Annotated in this window: 17 protein-coding genes and 1 tRNA gene; 9 read left to right on the top strand and 9 right to left on the bottom strand. The window is 69.1% G+C overall.

The genetic code is table 11. The annotated features are described in order from the left end of the window. Positions 1–10 precede the first annotated feature (10 nt). From ACT3CF_RS10110 to cyoA, 7 genes are all read right to left on the bottom strand, one after another. Positions 11–547 carry a response regulator transcription factor gene (locus ACT3CF_RS10110; RefSeq protein WP_478422383.1) on the bottom strand — a complete coding sequence of 179 codons (537 nt, stop codon included), beginning with the start codon at positions 545–547 and terminating at the stop codon, positions 11–13. Further along, complete coding sequence (locus ACT3CF_RS10105) at positions 540–1778, bottom strand: ATP-binding protein (RefSeq protein WP_478422816.1); 1239 nt, start codon at positions 1776–1778, stop codon at positions 540–542. The genes ACT3CF_RS10110 and ACT3CF_RS10105 overlap by 8 nt, the downstream gene beginning before the upstream one ends. Before the next feature lie 157 nt (positions 1779–1935). Continuing rightward, a complete protein-coding gene (locus ACT3CF_RS10100) occupies positions 1936–2628 on the bottom strand; it encodes an SURF1 family protein (RefSeq protein WP_478422381.1) in 693 nt (230 codons plus the stop codon). Then, positions 2628–3116: a cytochrome o ubiquinol oxidase subunit IV gene (cyoD, locus tag ACT3CF_RS10095; RefSeq protein ID WP_478422380.1), complete on the bottom strand. Its 489-nt coding sequence runs from the start codon at positions 3114–3116 to the stop codon at positions 2628–2630. The genes ACT3CF_RS10100 and cyoD overlap by 1 nt, the downstream gene beginning before the upstream one ends. After that, positions 3113–3745 (bottom strand): cytochrome o ubiquinol oxidase subunit III, encoded by a 633-nt coding sequence (cyoC, locus tag ACT3CF_RS10090; protein WP_478422378.1) that lies wholly within the window; start codon positions 3743–3745, stop codon positions 3113–3115. The genes cyoD and cyoC overlap by 4 nt, the downstream gene beginning before the upstream one ends. A 3-nt stretch (positions 3746–3748) precedes the next feature. Continuing rightward, on the bottom strand, positions 3749–5749 hold the full coding sequence (gene cyoB, locus ACT3CF_RS10085) for a cytochrome o ubiquinol oxidase subunit I (protein WP_478422376.1): 2001 nt from the start codon (positions 5747–5749) through the stop codon (positions 3749–3751). An 11-nt stretch (positions 5750–5760) separates the two neighbouring features. Then, a complete protein-coding gene (gene cyoA / locus ACT3CF_RS10080) occupies positions 5761–6930 on the bottom strand; it encodes a ubiquinol oxidase subunit II (RefSeq protein ID WP_478422375.1) in 1170 nt (389 codons plus the stop codon). A gap of 181 nt (positions 6931–7111) precedes the next feature. Here cyoA and ACT3CF_RS10075 point away from each other — a divergent pair, with 181 nt between their 5' ends. The 3 genes from ACT3CF_RS10075 (at position 7112) to ACT3CF_RS10065 (ending at position 9490) form a co-directional block, all read left to right on the top strand. Next, entirely contained in the window at positions 7112–8440 is a 1329-nt protein-coding gene (locus tag ACT3CF_RS10075) for an MFS transporter (RefSeq protein WP_478422373.1), read from the top strand. Between the two features lie 69 nt (positions 8441–8509). Then, positions 8510–8863, top strand: a complete 354-nt coding sequence (locus ACT3CF_RS10070; protein WP_478422371.1) for a VOC family protein — start codon at positions 8510–8512, stop codon at positions 8861–8863. A gap of 66 nt (positions 8864–8929) precedes the next feature. Beyond that, the gene (locus tag ACT3CF_RS10065) at positions 8930–9490 is read left to right on the top strand and encodes a hypothetical protein (RefSeq protein ID WP_478422369.1); all 561 of its coding nucleotides are present in this window, start codon (positions 8930–8932) and stop codon (positions 9488–9490) included. Between the two features lie 40 nt (positions 9491–9530). Here the strand turns inward: ACT3CF_RS10065 and ACT3CF_RS10060 are convergent, their stop codons facing one another. After that, positions 9531–10004 carry an Lrp/AsnC family transcriptional regulator gene (locus ACT3CF_RS10060; protein ID WP_478422367.1) on the bottom strand — a complete coding sequence of 158 codons (474 nt, stop codon included), beginning with the start codon at positions 10002–10004 and terminating at the stop codon, positions 9531–9533. 184 nt (positions 10005–10188) lie between these two features. On the opposite strand from ACT3CF_RS10060, the gene ACT3CF_RS10055 reads away from it, so the two are divergent. After that, positions 10189–11301 carry a PLP-dependent cysteine synthase family protein gene (locus ACT3CF_RS10055; protein WP_478422365.1) on the top strand — a complete coding sequence of 371 codons (1113 nt, stop codon included), beginning with the start codon at positions 10189–10191 and terminating at the stop codon, positions 11299–11301. 89 nt (positions 11302–11390) lie between these two features. On the opposite strand, the gene ACT3CF_RS10050 is transcribed toward ACT3CF_RS10055, so the two are convergent. Continuing rightward, positions 11391–11464 (bottom strand) — tRNA-Cys (locus ACT3CF_RS10050). A 162-nt stretch (positions 11465–11626) separates the two neighbouring features. On the opposite strand from ACT3CF_RS10050, the gene ACT3CF_RS10045 reads away from it, so the two are divergent. The 5 genes from ACT3CF_RS10045 to ACT3CF_RS10025 all read left to right on the top strand — a co-directional run bounded on the left by ACT3CF_RS10045 (position 11627) and on the right by ACT3CF_RS10025 (position 18322). Beyond that, on the top strand, positions 11627–12310 hold the full coding sequence (locus tag ACT3CF_RS10045) for a protein-L-isoaspartate O-methyltransferase family protein (RefSeq protein WP_478422363.1): 684 nt from the start codon (positions 11627–11629) through the stop codon (positions 12308–12310). Positions 12311–12322: 12 nt separating this feature from the next. Further along, positions 12323–13957 carry a TolC family outer membrane protein gene (locus ACT3CF_RS10040; RefSeq protein WP_478422361.1) on the top strand — a complete coding sequence of 545 codons (1635 nt, stop codon included), beginning with the start codon at positions 12323–12325 and terminating at the stop codon, positions 13955–13957. Between the two features lie 39 nt (positions 13958–13996). Continuing rightward, on the top strand, positions 13997–14521 hold the full coding sequence (locus tag ACT3CF_RS10035) for a DUF2497 domain-containing protein (RefSeq protein ID WP_478422359.1): 525 nt from the start codon (positions 13997–13999) through the stop codon (positions 14519–14521). Between the two features lie 148 nt (positions 14522–14669). Next, positions 14670–16199 (top strand): histidine kinase famiy protein, encoded by a 1530-nt coding sequence (locus tag ACT3CF_RS10030; protein ID WP_478422358.1) that lies wholly within the window; start codon positions 14670–14672, stop codon positions 16197–16199. Positions 16200–16279: 80 nt separating this feature from the next. Further along, positions 16280–18322 carry a S9 family peptidase gene (locus tag ACT3CF_RS10025; RefSeq protein WP_478422356.1) on the top strand — a complete coding sequence of 681 codons (2043 nt, stop codon included), beginning with the start codon at positions 16280–16282 and terminating at the stop codon, positions 18320–18322. Positions 18323–18380 lie beyond the last annotated feature (58 nt).

The following is an 18380-nucleotide window of genomic DNA, read 5'->3' as shown; positions in this document are numbered from 1 at the left end:
CTGGACGCGATCAGTCGATATGCCGTTTTTCGAGTTTTCGCGCCAGCGTGCGGCGATGCATGCCCAGCCGGCGTGCGGCTTCGGAGATGTTGAAGCCGCTTTCGGCCAGCGTCTGGTGGATGCGTTCCCATTCGAGCGTCTTGATCGAGGTGGGGCGCGTGGGCAGGCCGATGTCGGGATCGCCCTCGGTCCGCGCGAACGCGGCCTCGATCTCGTCGGTGTTGGCGGGTTTGGTGAGATAGTTGGTCGCGCCGAGCTTCACCGCCTCGACCGCGGTGGCGATGCTGGCAAAGCCGGTGAGCACGACGATGCGCATGTCGGCGGCGCGCTCGCGCAGCGTGCGGATGCAGCCGAGCCCCGAGGCGCCGTCGAGCCGCAGGTCGACCACGGCATGATCGGGCGTGAAATGTTCGAGCAGCGCATCGAGCGCGGCGGGGCTGGGCGCGACCTCGACCGCATAGCCGCGGCGTTCGAACGAGCGGCGCAGCGTGCGCGCGAACGCCTCGTCATCCTCGACGATCACCAGCCGGCGGGATGCGTCAGCCATGGCGTTCCTCCAGCGCGAGCGCGGCGAGCGGGATGGTGAGCGTGACCACCGCGCCGCCGCCGTCGCGATTGGCCGCGGCAAAGGTGCCGCCGAGCTTGCGCACGACATTGACCGCAAGGAACAGCCCCAGCCCGCCGCCGCGCTTGCCCTTGCTCGTCTGATAGGGCTTGCCGATCGCGGCGAGCATCGCGGCGGGAAAGCCCGTGCCGTTGTCGCGCAGCGTGAGGATCAGCGCGTCGGCATCGCGCTCGGCGATGAGCAGCAGCGAGGTCGCGGCGGCTTCGAGCGCGTTGTCGAGCAGGTTGGCGATCACCTGTGCCAGCGTGCGGTCGGCGACGATGCGGACGTCGTCGCCCAGCCGGTCGTCGAGGCGCAGGATGCCGGGATGGACCGCATCCCACCCGTCGGCGGCGGCGTGGACGAAGGCGCGCAGCGTGGTGCGCGCGGGCGCCTCGCCCTGCGCCTCGCCCGAGGCATAGAGGATGCCCTTGAGGATCGCCTTGCACCGCGCGACTTCGGCCTCCATCTCGCCGATCTCCTCGCGCAGCCCGGGATCGGCGGCGATCGCGGGAACGTGTTTCCAGTCGGCGAGCGCGACCGCGATCGAGGCGAGCGGCGTGCCCAGTTCGTGCGCCGCGCCCGAGGCGAGCAGCCCCATGCGGACGATGTGATCCTCCTCGGCGGCGCGCTGGCGCAGCTCGGCCAGATGCGCGTCGCGCTTGCGCAGATTGGCCTGGATGCGCGTGAGGAACTGGACGAGCAGCCCCGCCGCGAGGCAGAAGTTGAGCCAGGTCGCGAACAGGTGCGGCCCCGACAGCGTCGTCGCGAGCGACGGCGGCAGCGCGAGCGGGCGGTTCCAGAAGATCAGCGCGAGGAAGGCGGCGGCGGTGAGCGCGACGAGCGCCCAGCTCGACGCGGCATCGAGCAGCACCGCGCCGAGCACGACCTGGAGCAGGTAGAGCGAGACGAACGGGTTCGCCGCGCCGCCGCTGAGGTAGAGCTGTACCGTCAGCGCGGCGACGTCGATCAGCAGCGAGAGGAAGAGCAGCGCGTTGGTGACGTCGCGCTCGCGCATCAGCCACGGCGTCGCGAGGTTGAGCGCGGCGAGCACGCCGACGACGCCCAGCATCGGCGCGACCGGCAGCGGCACTTCGAGCCCGAAATGGACGAAGAGCACCGCGAGCAGCTGGCCGACCACCGCGAGCCAGCGGAGCTGGACGATGAGGCGCATGTTGCGCCCGCCCGCCGCGGCGATCGCGGTGACCCACAGCCCCGTCCAGCCGCGATAGCGCGGCGCCCCCGTCCAGCCGCGATGGCGCGGCGCGGTGCGCGGCCGGCCGGCGGCGTCGGGGGCTGAATCGGGGGGAAGGGCAGCCATGCGCCCCGCCTTAGGCCGGGTCGCGGCGGCGGGCCAGATGTACCAGCGCCCCGGTCAACAGCGCCGCCATCCCGAACCAGGTGAGCGCGTAAACGAGGTGGTTGTTGGAAAAGGCGACGACGGTGAGCCCGCCGCGCGGCCAGCCGGGGCCGGAACGGCGGTCGGCATCGACGAAATAGGGGGCGACCGCCCCGAGTCGCTGCGCCGCGGCGATCGCGGCGACGTCGCGCGAATACCAGCGCGCATGTGCGGGATCGTTGCTGCGCAGGAACGCGCCGCCGGGCTCGGTGACGCGGAGCAGCCCGCCGATCCGCTGCGGCCCCGCCGGCGGTGCGGGCATCGCCATGTCGGCGGGGATGAAGCCGCGGTTGACGAGCACGGTGAAGCCGCGATCGGTGTCGAAGGGGGTGAGCACCCACCAGCCCGCGCCGAGATCGGTCACCGCCTGGACGCGGACGCTGCCCTGCGGGCGATAGCGGCCTTCGAGCGAAAGCCGGCGATAGGCGTCGGTGCGGTCGATCGCCGGCCATGCGGCCGGGCCGGGGGCGGGGACGGGCGCGGCGGCGAGCCGCGCCTGAACCTGCGCGATGAGCGCCAGCTTCCAGCTGCGCCGCTGGAGTTGCCAGACGCCCAGCGCGACCAGCCCGGCGACGACCGCCAGGCCGATGGCGACGAGCGCGGCACGATGGCCGCGCCCGCGCATCACATGCCGCTCATGTTTTCCATGCCGTGCATCGCGTCCGTGCCGTGCATCGGCGCGGCGGCGTTGCCCGCGGCGCCCGCATCGGCCGGGGCGGCCTGGACCGGGGCCATGGTGTCCATGCCCGGCATCATGTTGGCGTTCATGTTGTACATCACCCACAGCGAACCCGCGATGGTGATGACGACCAGCACGAAGGTGAAGATCGCCGCGAGCAGCGTCCAGCCATTCTCCGACTTGCTGTTCATGTGGAGGAAGAACACCATGTGGACGAGGATCTGGACCACCGCGAAGGCGATCACGATCACCGAGGTGCTGCCCGCCGGCAGCGCCTTGCTCATCACCAGCCAGAACGGGATGGCGGTGAGCACGACCGACAGGAAGAAGCCGATCAGATAGTCGCGCAGCGAGCCATGGCCATGCGCGTCGCCATGGCCATGGTCGTGCCCATGGCCGTGGTGCGCATCATGCGCGGTGTTTTCGACGCTCATCGCAGAACCCCAAGCAGATAGACAAAGGTGAAGACGCCGATCCAGATGACGTCGAGGAAGTGCCAGAACAGGCTGAGGCACATCAGCCGGCGCTTGTTCGCCTGGACGAGCCCGTGCCGCGCGACCTGCGCCATCAGCGTCACCAGCCAGATGATGCCGAAGGTGACGTGCAGCCCGTGCGTGCCGACCAGCGTGAAGAACGACGACAGGAAGGCCGAACGCTGCGGCCCGGCGCCTTCATGGATCAGGTTGGCGAACTCGTAGAGCTCGATCGAGAGGAAGGCGAGACCGAACAGCCCGGTGATCGCCAGCCAGCCCTGCGTCGCGCCGACGCGGTTCTTTTCCATGGCGAGCATGGCGAAGCCGTAGGTGATCGACGAGAACAGCAGCATCGCGGTGTTGAGCGCGACGAGCGGCAGTTCGAACACCTCACCGGGGGTCGGCCCCCCGGCGAAGCTGGCGCCATAGACGCCGTAGCAGGCGAACAGGATCGCAAAGATGAGACAGTCGCTCATCAGATAGATCCAGAAGCCGAGCATCGTGCTGCCGCCTTCGGGCAGGTGCGGCTCGTGGTCGAGGTGATACGCCCGGGCGGCGCGCGGGGCGGCGTGCGTCGTGGTGGTGCTCATGGCTCAGGCTCCCACGCTGGCGAGCTGGCGGGTGCGGGCCTCTTCGGTCGCGACCACCGTCTCGGCGGGGATGTAGAAATCCCGCTTGTAGTTGAAGGTATGGGCGATCGCGACGCCGACCAGCGCCACGAACGACAGCCCGGCCAGCCACCACATGTACCAGATCATCGCAAAGCCGAAGACGGTGGCGATGCCGGCAAGGATGATGCCCGCGCCGGTGTTGGACGGCATGTGGATCGCCTCGAACCCGTCGACCGGACGGCGATAGTTGTTCGCCTTCATGTCGGCCCAGGTGTCGAGATCGTGCACGACGGGCGTCTTGGCGAAGTTGTACGCCGGCGGCGGCGACGAGGTCGCCCATTCGAGCGTGCGGCCGTTCCACGGATCGCCCGTGGTGTCGCGCAGCTCGTCACGACGCAGATAGGTGCGCACGAACTGCATCAGCATCGCGCCGATGCCCGCCGCGATCAGCGCGGCGCCGATGGCGGCGATGACGAACCAGATCTGCAGGCTGGGATCGTCGAAGTGGCGCAGGCGGCGCGTGACGCCCATCAGGCCGAGCACATAGAGCGGCGCGAACGCGACCCAGAAGCCGACCACCCAGCACCAGAACGACACCTTGCCCCAGAACGGATCGAGCTTGATGCCCGTCGCCTTGGGGAACCAGTAGTTCAGCGCCGCGAAGCCGCCGAACACCACGCCGCCGATGATGACGTTGTGGAAGTGCGCGATCAGGAACAGCGAGTTGTGGAGGACGAAGTCCGCCGGGGGCACCGCGAGCAGCACGCCCGTCATGCCGCCGATCACGAAGGTGAGCATGAACGCCACGGTCCACATCATCGGCAGTTCGAAGCGGATGCGGCCCTTGTACATCGTGAAGAGCCAGTTGAACATCTTCGCACCCGTCGGGATCGAGATGATCATCGTCGTGATGCCGAAGAACGAGTTCACGCTGGCGCCCGAACCCATGGTGAAGAAGTGGTGCAGCCACACCAGGTACGACAGGATCGTGATGACGACCGTGGCGTAGACCATCGAGGCATAGCCGAACAGGCGCTTGCCGCAGAAGGTCGAGGTGATTTCGGAGAACACGCCGAAGATCGGCAGGATCAGGATGTAGACTTCCGGGTGACCCCAGATCCAGATCAGGTTCACGTACATCATGGGGTTGCCGCCCATGGTGTTGGTGAAGAAGTTCATGCCGAGATAGCGGTCGAGGCTGAGCAGCACGAGCACCGCGGTCAGGATCGGGAAGGCGGCGACGATGAGCACGTTGGTGCACAGCGACGTCCAGGTGAACACCGGCATCTTCATCATCGTCATGCCCGGCGCGCGCATCTTCACGATCGTCGCGATCAGGTTGACGCCCGAGAGCAGCGTGCCGACGCCCGCGATCTGCAGCGCCCAGATATAATAGTCGACGCCGACATCGGGCGAATAGTCGAGCCCCGACAGCGGCGCCATCGCCAGCCAGCCGGTGCGCGCGAATTCGCCGATGAACAGCGACGCCATCACCAGCATCGCGCCCGAGGTGGTCATCCAGAAGCTGAAATTGTTCAGGAACGGGAAGGCCACGTCGCGCGCGCCGATCTGGAGCGGGACGATATAGTTCATCAGGCCCGTGACGAGCGGCATCGCCACGAAGAAGATCATGATGACGCCGTGCGCGGTGAACACCTGGTCATAATGGTGCGCGGGCAGGAAGCCCTCGTTCGCGCCGAAGGACATCGCCTGTTGCGCGCGCATCATCACCGCGTCGGCAAAGCCGCGCAGGAACATGACGAGCGCGAGGATCATGTACATCGCGCCGATGCGCTTGTGGTCGACGCTGGTGAACCACTCTTTCCAGAGATAGCCCCACAGGCGGTACTTGGTGATGATCGCCAGCATGGCGATGCCACCGACCGCCACGCCGGCGAAGGTGCCGATCAGGATCGGTTCGTGGATCGGAATGCTCTCGAGCGAGAGCCGTCCGAAGATGGTCTTGAGCAAAGTCTCGTTCATCGGTGCTGGCCTTATGAGCGGACGACGGGCGCGTGGCCCGGCCGGGCCGGAATGTCGTTTCGGGTCATGTTGCGGTTCGCATCGCTGCCGGGTTCCGAACGGCCCGCGGGTTCACCGTGCGGCGCCGACAGGTGCGGCGACGGCTGGTGTTCCGACGGATGCTGCATCAGCGCGCCTTCGGGCTCGCCCGGCACCGGCTGCGCGGTGTCGTTGACCGGCGGGTGGCCATGGCCATGGCCTTCGCCGCGGCGCTGCATGTCGCGGTGCATCGTGTCGGCCATGCAGGGCGTGTTCGGGCGGACGCACATGTTGAGCACGCGCGCGAACAGCCCGGCGTCGACGCTGGCATAGCGCATCACGGGAACGCGCTCGCTCGGCACCTCGAGCTTCAGATATTCGGCCGAGTCGAGCTTGGCGCCGCCGGCGGCCGCGCGCGTTTCGGCGACCCAGCGGTCGAAGCCCGCCGCGTCGAGCCCCTTCACGGGGAAATTCATGTAGGAGAAGCCGGCGCCGCTATAGTTGGCCGACTTGCCCTCGAACTGGCCGGGCTTGTTGAGCACGGCGTTGAGCTGGGTCTGCATCCCCGGCATCGTGTAGATCATGCCGGCGAGCGTCGGGACGTAGAAGGTGTTCATCACGCTGCTCGACGTCAGCTTGAAGCGCACCGGGCGATCGACGGGGAGCGCGAGCTCGTTGACCGTCGCCACGCCCTGTTCGGGGTAGATGAACAGCCATTTCCAGTCGAGCGACACGACCTCGATCTCGAGCGGGCGCGTGCCCGGCGCGACGGGCTTGCCCGGCGCGATCCGGTCGAGCGGCCGGAACGGATCGAGCAGGTGCGTCGAGACCCAGGTGATGGCGCCCAGCGCGATGATGATCGCGAGCGGGGCGGACCAGATCACCAGCTCGAGCTTGGTCGAATGGTCCCAGTCGGGCTGATATTCGGCGTCCCTGTTCGACTGGCGATAGCGCCATGCGAACAGCACCGTCAGGCACATCACCGGAATGATGATGAGCAGCATCAGCACGGTAGCGATGAGGATCAGGTTGGCCTGTTGACGCGCGATATCGCCGTCGGGGTTCATCACCACGGAATTGCAGCTGCTGAGCAGTGCGACCGCGGGAAGGGCCAGGAGCGGCAGCCGCAAGCGGCTGAGTCGGGGTGCACGTACCGGTATCATGGGCGCGCCGTTAGCGCTGCGCTGCAGCAGAGGCCATAGGGCATTTTGTCCCACCGCCTTAATCCGGATCAAAGACGCGTCGGATTCCGCTCGCGGGAATCCGCGATTCGTGCGACGATCCCCCTGCTCACGCGTTGGGCCAACGAAAGCGCCGTCCAAAGGGCGGCAAAAGGAGAGACGCATGAATGCAGTGGCTGCTTCGTCCGCTCCGCTCGAACGCGACGCACGCGCGATCCATGCGCGTCGCGACGACCATGTGAGCCCCAGCGACATCGCGGTGGGCGTCATCATCGGACGGACCTCGGAATTCTTCGACTTCTTTGTCTATGCGATCGCATCGGTGCTGGTGTTTCCGACGCTGGTCTTCCCCTATGTCGACCGGCTGACGGGCACGCTCTATTCGTTCGCGATCTTTGCGCTGGCGTTCGTCGCGCGGCCGTTCGGCTCGCTGCTGTTCATGGCGATCGACCGGCGGCACGGGCGCGGCACCAAGCTGACGATCGCGCTGTTCCTGCTGGGCAGCGCGACGGTCGCGGTCGCGTTCCTGCCGGGTTACGAACAGGTGGGGATGGCGTCGGTGGCGCTGCTCGCGCTGCTGCGCATCGGCCAGGGCGTCGCGCTGGGCGGCGCGTGGGATGGGCTCGCCTCGCTGCTCGCGCTCAACGTGCGCGAGAACCAGCGCGGCTGGTACGCGATGGTGCCGCAGCTCGGCGCGCCGCTGGGGCTGATCGTGGCGAGCGCGCTGTTCGCCTTTTTCTATGCCACGCTCTCCAACGCCGAGTTCCTCGCCTGGGGCTGGCGCTATCCGTTCTTCGTGGCGTTCGCGCTCAACGTCGTCGCGCTGTTCGCGCGGCTGCGCATGGTGGTGACGCCCGATTATACGCGCCTGTTCGAGAACCGCGAACTGCAGCCGACGCCGGTGCTCGAGACGGTGCGCCAGGAGGGGCGCAACATCATCATCGGCGCATTCGCCCCGCTGGCGAGCTTTGCGCTGTTCCACATGGTGACGGTGTTCCCGCTGTCGTGGATCCACCTGCGCACCAATGCCGGGATCGTGCAGTTCCTGACGATCGAGATCGTCAGCGCGATGTTCGGCATCGGCGCGATCGTCGTCTCGGGGCTGCTCGCCGACCGGATCGGGCGGCGTTCGCTGCTCGCCTATACCGCGGCGGGGATCGCGGTGTTCAGCGGCTTTGCCCCGCAGCTGCTCGACGGCGGCGACACGGGCGAGGCGCTGTTCATGATCCTGGGCTTCACGCTGCTGGGGCTGTCGTTCGGCCAGTCGTCGGGGGCGGTGAGCGCCAATTTCGAGAAGCACGCGCGCTATACCGGGTCGGCGCTGACGTCGGACCTTGCGTGGCTGTTCGGCGCGGGGTTCGCGCCGCTGGCCGCGCTGCTGCTCGCGACGCAGTTCGGGCTGATCGCGGCGGGCGGATACCTGCTGTCGGGTGCGATCGCGACGCTGGTGGCGCTGGGGATCAACAAGGAACTGGCGCGCAAGCTCGACTGAGCCTGCGCGGCGGGAAGGGCGGGGCGGCCGCGGCGTCGACCCCGCCGCTGACGCTTGCGAGGCGCGACCATGCCGGCACCCATCGTCCATTTCGACATCGCCGGCCCCGCCGATGCGGGGCTGTCCGCCTTTTACGCGGCGGTGTTCGGCTGGACGGCGGGGCCGGGGGGCGTGGTCTCGGCGCCGGTGAGCGGGACGCGGCTTTCGGGAACGCTGCGCACCGATCCGGCCGACAAGATCCTCTATCTCGGCGTGCCCGACGTGACCGCGGCGCTCGACGCGGTCGCCGCGCACGGCGGCACGATCGTCGCGCCGCGTTTCGAGGTGAAGAACGTCGTCGTGCTGGGGCTGTTCACCGACCCCGCGGGCAACAGCATGGGGCTCGTCGAACTGACGCCCGAGGGCACGCCCCGCATCCCCTGACGCGGGCGGTCCGCGGCTTGCGCATTTTTGTTGGATACCGGCAATCTGTGCCGATAGCATCACGCGATGCGATACCTGATGGCGATCCTGGCGATGGGCTTCGTTCCCGCCGCGCATGCCGAAACCGATCTCGAACAGGGGCTGCGGGGGGCGCTGACCGGCTGCGAGACATGGATCCTCGATCCGGCGAGCTGGAACGACGGCACCGCGCCGTTCGTGGCGAAGGCCGGCCTCGGCGCGAAAATGGTGCTGGTCGATCGGGTCGAGGAAGTGAACCTTCCGCCGCCCGCGCTGCGGATCGCCAACCATTATTGGCGGATCAATTCGACTCAGACCTCGGGCTATGTGCTGGTGGTGTCGGACCGGCTTCCCATGTGCCACATCACCGGGGGCGGCGCCGCCGACCTGCAACCCGCGGTCGAAGCGGTGCTTTCGTCCGCCGCCTTCCTGGCGCGATGGGAGAAGCGCGAGAGCGTCACCGCGAAGGGCATGGTCTCGACCGTCTACCGAAACCGCAAGGATCCTGCGCTGTCCGTCCGGATCAGCCGGGCCGACAAGCCCGGCCAGCGCACCGATCGCGTCCAGTTGATCGCCACCGCCGCCTATCGCCTCGAACCGAAGCCTTGACGTCGCCGGGCGGGGCGCCCGCGGCGTTGCGGCCCGCCGGCTAGCCGCGCGGCGCGAGCTGGCCGAGCGGCAGGGCCGAGGCGTCCTTGAGCGTTTCCATCGAGATGTGCGCCGACACCTCGCTCATCTCGATCGCGGCGATGAGCTGCTTGTACACCGCGTCATAGCGTTCGACCGACGGCAGCACGACCTTGAGCAGATAGTCGACCGTGCCCGTCATCCGGTGCGCCTCGACGATCTCCGGGATCGCCTCGATCGCGGCGCGGAAGCGCGTCGTCCATTCCTCGCAATGCTGCTTGGCGCGGATCGAGACGAACAGCGTCGTCGGCAGGCCGATGCGCCGCCGGTCGACCTGGACGACGTTGCGGCGGATATAGCCCGCCTCGCGCAGGTGCGCGATCCGCCGCGAACAGGCCGAGGGCGAAAGATGGACGTGCGCGCTGATCGCCGCGAGCGGCGTGTCGGCATCCTGTTGCAGCAGGTCGAGAATCGCGATGTCGCGCGGGTCGAGCATGACGGGGCCTCCTGCGGGCGATGTGCGGGCGATCGCGGGCGCGTGCAAGCCATTTGCGCAAGAACCGGTCGTCGAGCGCGCGAATTGCGTCGCCTCCGGCGATCGAGCGCAAGGTTGCAACCCGGCGTCGCCCCCGCAGTGCTATAACGCTGGCATCAGGACCAACAGCGACGAGAGACGGGCAATGCGGGTGGAAGCGTTCGAGAGCGGGCCGCGGACGGGCGAGACGGCGTGCGCCGACCGGGCGTGGCTGTCGCAGGCGATCGCGCGGCTCCACGCCGAACAGCGGCGTTCGGCCGACACGCATCTGATCGCGGTGCCGCTCGCCAACGCGCCGGGCGTGTCGCTGTACCTCAAGGACGAATCGGCGCACCCGACGGGAAGCCTCAAGCACCGGCTCGCGCGGTCGATGTTCCTCCATGCGCTGTGCAACGGCTGGATCCGCCCGGGGACGACCGTGGTCGAGGCGTCGTCGGGGTCGACCGCGGTGTCCGAGGCGTATTTCGCGCGGCTGCTCGGGTTGCCCTTCGTCGCCGTGGTGCCCGCCTGCACCGCGCGCGAGAAGATCGAGGCGATCGAGCAGCAGGGCGGCCGGTGCCGGACGGTCGACGACCCGCGCGACATGTATGCCGCCGCCGAACGCATCGCGGCCGAGACGGGCGGCCATTATCTCGACCAGTTCACCCATGCCGAGCGCGCGACCGACTGGCGCGGCAACAACAATATCGGCGACAGCATCTTCGGCCAGATGGCGTGCGAGGCCGATCCGATCCCCGCCTGGATCGTGTGCGGCGCGGGGACGGGGGGCACCTCGGCGACGATCGGGCGCTATATCCGCTATCGCGGCCATGCGACGCGGCTGTGCGTCGCCGACCCGGAGGCGTCGGTGTTCCACCGCCATTATGCCGACCGCAGCGTCACCGCGGTCGAAGGCGCGATGTCGTGCATCGAGGGGATCGGGCGGCCGCGCGTCGAGCCGTCGTTCATCCCCGACGTGATCGACCGGATGATCGCGGTCGCCGACCCCGACAGCATCCGCGCGGCGCGGCACCTGAGCATGGTGATGGGGCGGCGTTGCGGCCCCTCGACGGGAACCAACCTGCATGCCTGCCTGATGCTGGTCGACGAGATGGTCGCGCGCGGCGAGCGCGGGTCGATCGTGACGCTGCTGTGCGACTCGGGCGATCGCTATGCCTCGACCTGCTTCGACGACGACTGGATCGCGGCGCGCGGGCTGGGCGGCGGCGACGCGGCCGGACGGCTGGCGCATTACCTGCCCGTGCGCGCGCGCGACTGAAGCACCGGCGGATCAGGGGCGGGGCACGCGCCTCGCGAAGCCGCTCCGTGCGCGCGGTGCCCGGTGATGGTGATGTCGGGGAAAAATGCTGGAGGCCCGAGCCGGAATCGAACCGGCGTATACGGATTTGCAGTCCGCTGCGTCACCACTCCGCCATCGGGCCTCGGAGCGAGGGCGCGTCATGCGCAGGAGCGGGCCGCGTGTCAACCGCCTTCGAAAATGATTCGTCGCTCGCTTGGCGATGCCGCCCCGGCGCGATAGAAGCGCTCTCGTTACCAACAAGTGTATTGCACAACTAATACGGTTGTGTCACAAAGCTGGAGTGATGATGGCCCAGACGGTCGATCCTGCGCCCGACGAAGCGAACCGTTTCGAAGCGATGCGCCATGCCATGGTGGCAAGCCAGTTGCGCACCAATGCCGTCAACGACCCGCGCGTGGTCGAAGCGATGGCAAATGTGGCGCGCGAGGACTTTCTGCCCGCCGAACACCGTGCGATCGCCTATCGCGACACGCTGTTGCCGCTTGCCGGCGGGCGGCGCCACAATTCGCCGCTCGCGACCGGGCGGCTGCTGACCGAGGCGCATGTCCAGCCGGGCGATCGCGTGCTGCTGATCGGCGCGGCCGGCGGCTATGCCGCGGCGGTGCTCGCAAGGCTTGCGGGCACGGTGGTCGCGGTCGAGGAGGAGCAATCGCTCGTCGCGATCGCGCGCGCGGCGCTGGCAGGCAACAGCCGCGTCCAGCTCGTCGAGGCGCCGCTCGCCGCGGGTTGCCCGGCCAGCGGGCCGTATGACCTGCTCGTCATCGACGGCGCGATCGAGGAAATGCCCGAGACGCTGCTCGCGCAGCTCAAGGACGGCGCGCGCGTGGTGACGGGCGTGGTCGATCGCGGCATCACGCGGCTCGCCCATGGCCGCAAGACCGCCGGCGGCTTTGCGCTCGCCGATTTTCTCGACATCGAATGCGCCGAATTGCCTGGTTTCCAGCGCAAGCGGACATTCACCTTCTGAAGATGAGGATGGATGCGACTGAACCTTGTTCTGTGCGGTGCAAGCCTGGTTGCGCTTGCCGTGCCCGCCGCTGCGCACTCCGGCCCGGTCCAGACCGGGCCGCGCGATAAGGTTCAGTCGTCGCGTCCGGCGCGGCCGGGCGGTGCGGGTGTGAAGGCCGCGGCGCCCGTCGCCGCGCCCGAGACCGCCGCGCCCGCGCCGACGACGACGCTGCGCGACGCGCTCGTCCAGGCCTATACCGGCAACCCCGAACTGGCGGGCGCGCGGGCGAACCAGCGCGCGACCGACGAGAATGTGCCGATCGCCCGCTCGCGCGGGCTGCCCAGCACCGCCGCGACCGGAACGGCGAGCAACTCGCTCTACAATTCGGACTCGTCGCCGCTCAGCCCCAATCGCAACGGCCGGCTGGGGCTCGACGTCACGGTGCCCGTCTATAACGGCGGCGCGGTGCGCAGCGCGGTGCGCGCGGCGGAGATCCGCGTCGGCGCGGGGCAGGCGAACCTGCGCGGCACCGAATCGTCGATCTTCACCGACGCCGTCACCGCCTATGTCGACGTCATCCGCGACGAGGCGATCGTCCGGCTGAACCAGCAGAACGTCCATGTGCTCGAGGTCAACCTCCAGGCGACGCGCGACCGGTTCGAGGTCGGCGACCTGACGCGCACCGACGTCGCCCAGTCCGAGGCGCGGCTCGCGCAGGCGCAGGCGCAGTTGCGCTCGGCCGAGGCGCGGCTGATCGGCAGCCGCGAGACCTATATCCGCGTGATCGGCGCGGCGCCGGGCGTGCTCGCGCCGCCGCCGCCGTTGCCCAACCTGCCGACCGACGCGGGCACCGCCGAGCAGATCGCGCTGGCGCACAACCCCTATCTGGAGGCGGCGCAGCTTTCGCGCGACGCCAGCCGCCAGGACGTGCGCGCCGCCAAGTCGAGCCGGCTGCCCTCGGTCGCGCTGACCGGCGGCGGCAATTACTACAGCTATCTGGGCTCGCTCAGCGGTACCGCGTCGAAGCTGGGGACCAAGCCCGACGGCTTTTCCGCGACGATCGGCGCGCAGGTTTCGGTGCCGATCTTCCAAGGCGGCCGCCCCGCCGCCGAGGTCCGCCAGGCGCAGGCGCGCGAGGCGGCGGCGATCGAGAATGTGACGCTGACCGAGCGCGGCGTCGTGGCCCAGGTGCGGTCGGCGTTCGCCAGCTATGACTCGGCGCTGCGCGTCACCGAATCGTCGCGCGTCGCGGTCGAGGCCAACCGGCTGTCGCTCGAAGGCGTCCGTGCCGAGAACAGCGTCGGCACGCGCACGATCCTCGACATCCTCAATGCCGAGCAGGAACTGCTCAATTCGCAGGTCCAGTATGTGACGGCGCAGCGCGACGCCTATGTCGCCGGGTTCACGCTGCTCGCGACGATGGGGCAGGCCGAGGCGAAGGATCTCGGGCTCGACGGCGGGCCGCTCTACGATCCGCAGGCCAATTATCGCCGCGTGCGCAACCGCATCAACGACTGGCGCGACGATCCCGAGCCGCAGGCGATCGGCACGCCGACGCGCAGCACGCCGCCGCAGGGCGCGATCGTCGGGCCGTCGCCGTCGAACGACCCCGTGCTCCGCCGCGAGGTGGACACACAGGTTGACATGCGCGCCCCGAATCCCTGATTGAGACGCAGGAAACAAGCGCCGGAGACGATGTTGGCCATGGGTGGAGAGTTCAGCGCCGAGCCCTCGATGGAAGAGATCCTCTCGTCCATCAAGCGCATCATCGCCGAGGAAGGCGACGCCGCCGGGGCGCCGCGCGGCCGCAGGAGCCGGACGGCGCCGCCGCAGCCGGCGCCGCGTCCCGAGCGTGCCGAGCGCGTGCCGGCGATCGACCCGGTCGACGAGGTGCTCGAACTGAGCGACCGCATCGCCGAGGGGCGGCGCGCCGCCGCCGCCGAGCGCGACGCGGAGCGTGAGGCCGAGCCGCGCGCCGAGCGGCCGATCCCGGCGCCCGCGCCCGAACCGATCCTGTCCGAACGTGCGGTCGAGGCGACGCGCGGCCCGCTCGAGGCCTTGTCGCGCATGGTCGTCCGTCCCGAGGTTGCCGGGTCGGACACGCTCGAGGGGCTGGTGCGCGAGATGCTCAAGCCGATGCTGCGCGAATGGCTCGACGCCAACCTGCCCGAAATCGTCGAGGCGATGGTCGCGCGCGAGATTTCGCGGATTACCGGACGGAACGGCTGACGCGCGGACGCGTTGGGAAAGCTCGAAACCGAGCGGATTCTGGCGCGTTCAGTTGCGGAATATGAGCAGATCAACCTCCGGTCCCGGCCCGGACCATTCCCTTTCCGGCGCCCGGTCCGGCCAGCCGGGCAGCCCTGTCGACGGCCTGATGCCGCGCGACGCGCATCCCGACATCTTTTTCGCCGCGGTCGAGACGACGCGGATGCCGATGATCGTTACCGATCCGCATCGCGACGACAACCCGATCATCTTCTGCAACGCCGCATTCGAGCGGATGACGGGCTATACGCTCGACGAGATCGTCGGCACCAACTGCCGTTTCCTGCAAGGCCCGGAGACCGACCGCGCCACGGTGACGCGCGTGCGCGAGGCGATCGCGGCGCGGCGCGAGCTGGCGGTCGAACTGCTCAACTATCGCAAGGACGGCTCGACCTTCTGGAACGCGCTCTATGTCTCGCCGGTGTTCGACGAGGCGGGCGAGCTCCTCTATTTCTTCGGCAGCCAGCTCGACATCTCGCGCCGGCGCGAGGCCGAGGAGGCGCTGTTGCAGGCGCAGAAGATGGAGGCGGTGGGCCGGCTGACCGGCGGCGTCGCGCACGATTTCAACAACATCCTCCAGGTCATCCTCGGCTATGTCGACGTGCTCGAGACGCGCGTCGACCCCGCCGACCGGCTGGCGATGCGCGCGGTCGAGGCGATCGGCGCGGCGGCGGCGCGCGGCGCGACGCTGACGCAGCACCTGCTCGCCTTTGCCCGGCGGCAGGAACTGCGCGACCGGCTGCTCAACCTCCACACGCTCGTCGTCGGGCTCGAAACGCTGCTTCAGCGCAAGCTGGGCGACACCGTCGCGCTCGACCTGCGCTTCGATCCCGAACTGTGGAACGCGCGGCTCGACCCGGTGCAGATGGAGATGGCGCTCATCAACCTCGCGATCAACGCGCGCGAGGCGATGGGCGGCGCCGGGCGGCTGGAGATCACCGCCGCCAACCGCGTGTCGAGCGATGCCGAACCGCTCGCCGAGGGGCTGGCGCCGGGCGAATATGTCGAGCTGACCGTCACCGACCAGGGGCCGGGCATCCCCGCCGAGATGCTGCGCCGCGTGTTCGATCCGTTCTTTTCGACCAAGGATGTCGGGCAGGGCAGCGGGCTGGGCCTGTCGATGGTCTATGGCTTCATGCGCCAGTCGGGCGGCGCGGTCGTCGCGGAGAATCGCGCGGGCGGCGGCGCACGCTTCCGCCTGTTCTTCCCGCGCGCGACCGGGCGGGTCGAGGACGATGCCGCCAATCTGGCGCACAGCGCGGGCCGCGGCGAGCATGTGCTGCTGGTCGAGGACGACCCGGCGGTGGGCACGCTGTCGCAGACCACGCTCGAGGCGCTCGGCTATCGCGTCACGCGCGTCGACGGCCCGCGCGCCGCGCTCGGCCGGCTGGCCGCGGGGTGCGACGCCCAGCTGGTATTCAGCGACGTGGTGATGCCCGGCGGCATGAACGGCGTGACGCTGGCGCGCAAGATCCGCGAGCGGCATCCCGCGCTCCCCGTGCTGCTCACCAGCGGCTATTCGGACGCCGCGCTCGATCCCGGCGCCGACGGGTTCGAGGTGCTGCGCAAGCCCTATCGCCGGGCCGAGCTCGCGCTGCGGCTGCGCACGCTGCTCGACGGGCCGAACGGGACGAGCTGAGCCCGCGCGCCCCGGCCGGGCGGCGCGCAGACGACGCGCGATATTGTAACCTGCGCAACCTTCTGCTCTATCTCGCCGCCATGAAGCACCTCCTGCTCGCGGGCGTTGCGCTCGCCTTCGTCGCCGCGCCCGCCGCGGCCCGTGACCTGACCATCCAGGACGTTGCCGCGCTGTCGCGCGTCGGGTCGCCCAGCGTCTCGCCCGACGGCCACTGGCTCGTCTGGCAGCAGCGCGAGACCGACCTGGCCGCCAATCGCGGCCGGTTCGACCTGTGGCGGCTCGACCTGACCGCCAAGGGCGCCCGGCCCGAAAAGCTCGTCGCCGAGGCTGACGTCAACGAGACGGCGCCGCAATTCGCCGCCGACGGCAAGACCGTCTATTTCACCTCCGACAAGGGCGGCGAGGACCAGTTGTGGGGCGTCGCGATCACCGGCGGCGCGCCGGTCCAGCTCACGCACATCCAGGGCGGCTTCGGCGGGTACAAGGTGTCGCCCGACGGGTCGAAGCTGCTCGTCTGGGCCGATCGCAAGCCCGGTGCCCCCGGCCTCACCCCCGCCCAGGTGAAGAAGGATCCGAACGCCGGTTCGGGCCGCACCTATGACCAGCTTTTCGTTCGCCACTGGGACACATGGGCGAACGGCGAGCGCTCGCAGCTCTTCGTACTTCCCTTCGGGCCGCAGGGCACCACCGGCGAGGCGCTGGCGGTGGGCGGCACGCTGATCGGCGACACGCCGTCGAAGCCGTTCGGCGGCGGCGAGGAGATCGCCTGGTCGCCCGACAGCAAGACGATCTATTTCGCGCTGCGCGAGGCGGGGCGGATCGAACCGCTGTCGACCAATCTCGACATCTTCGCGGTTCCCGCCGACGGCTCGGCCAAGCCGGTCAACCTCACCGCCGACAATCACGGCACCGACACGCTCCCCGCCGTCTCGCCCGACGGCAAGTGGCTCGCCTGGGCGTCGATGGCGCGCGCGGGCTATGAAGCCGATCGTCAGGTGCTCAAGCTGCGCAACCTCGCCACGGGCGAGGTCCGTTCGCTGACGCAGGGCTGGGACCGTTCGGTCGCGTCGATCGCGTGGTCGCCCGATTCGCGGACGCTCTACGTCACCGCGCAGGACGTTCAGGAAGAACCGCTGTTCGCGGTCGACGCCGCGACCGGCAAGGTCAGCCGGCTGACCGACAAGGGCAGCGTCTCGGCCGTGGCGGTGAGCAAGGGCGGCGTCGTCTATGCGATGAACAGCCTGACCGCGCCCGACGATTTCTACCTGCTCAAGGGCAAGGCGACGGCGCGGCTCACCGCGGTCAACGCCGAAAAGCTCGCCGGCATCGCGATGCCCGAAATCACGCGCTACAGCTTCACCGGCGCGAACAACGACACCGTCTGGGGCTATGTCGCCCGGCCGGCGGGGCTGGCGGCGGGGGCCAAGGCGCCGATCGCGTTCATCGTCCATGGCGGGCCGCAGGGCAGCATGGGCAACAGCTGGTCGTACCGCTGGAACCCGGCGGTGTTCGCGGGCGCGGGCTATGCCGTCGTCGCGGTCGATTTCCACGGCTCGACCGGATACGGCCAGGCCTTTACCGACGCGATCCGCAACAACTGGGGCGGCTGGCCGCTCGAGGATCTGCAAAAGGGGCTCAAGGCCGCGACCGACCGGTTCGCGTTCCTCGACGCGGGCAATGCCTGCGCGCTCGGTGCCTCCTATGGCGGCTATATGATGAACTGGATCGAGGGGCGCTGGCCCGATCGGTTCAAGTGCATCGTCCAGCATGACGGCGTGTTCGACGCGCGCGCCATGGCGTACGAGACCGAGGAGCTGTGGTTCGACGAGTGGGAGCATGGCGGCAAGGCCTATTTCGAGGACCCGCAGGCGTTCGAGAAATGGAACCCCGTCAACCACGTCACCGAATGGAAGACGCCGCAGCTCGTCATCACCGGCGAAAAGGACTTCCGCATCCCCTATACGCAGGGGCTGGCGGCGTTCACCGCGCTTCAGCGGCGCAACGTGCCGTCGCGGCTGGTGGTGTTCCCCGACGAGAACCACTGGGTGCTCAAGCCGAAGAACTCGATGCAATGGTATGGCGAGGTGCTCGGCTGGATGAACAAATACACCAAGGGCGAATGACGGTGGGCGCCCCTCCCGCCGCGGGGCGGGACGGGGCGCGCACGCCCTGCCCGGGTGG

It is taken from the genome of Sphingomonas chlorellae (assembly GCF_056485145.1).
This window is presented reverse-complemented; position numbering and strand designations above follow the sequence as displayed.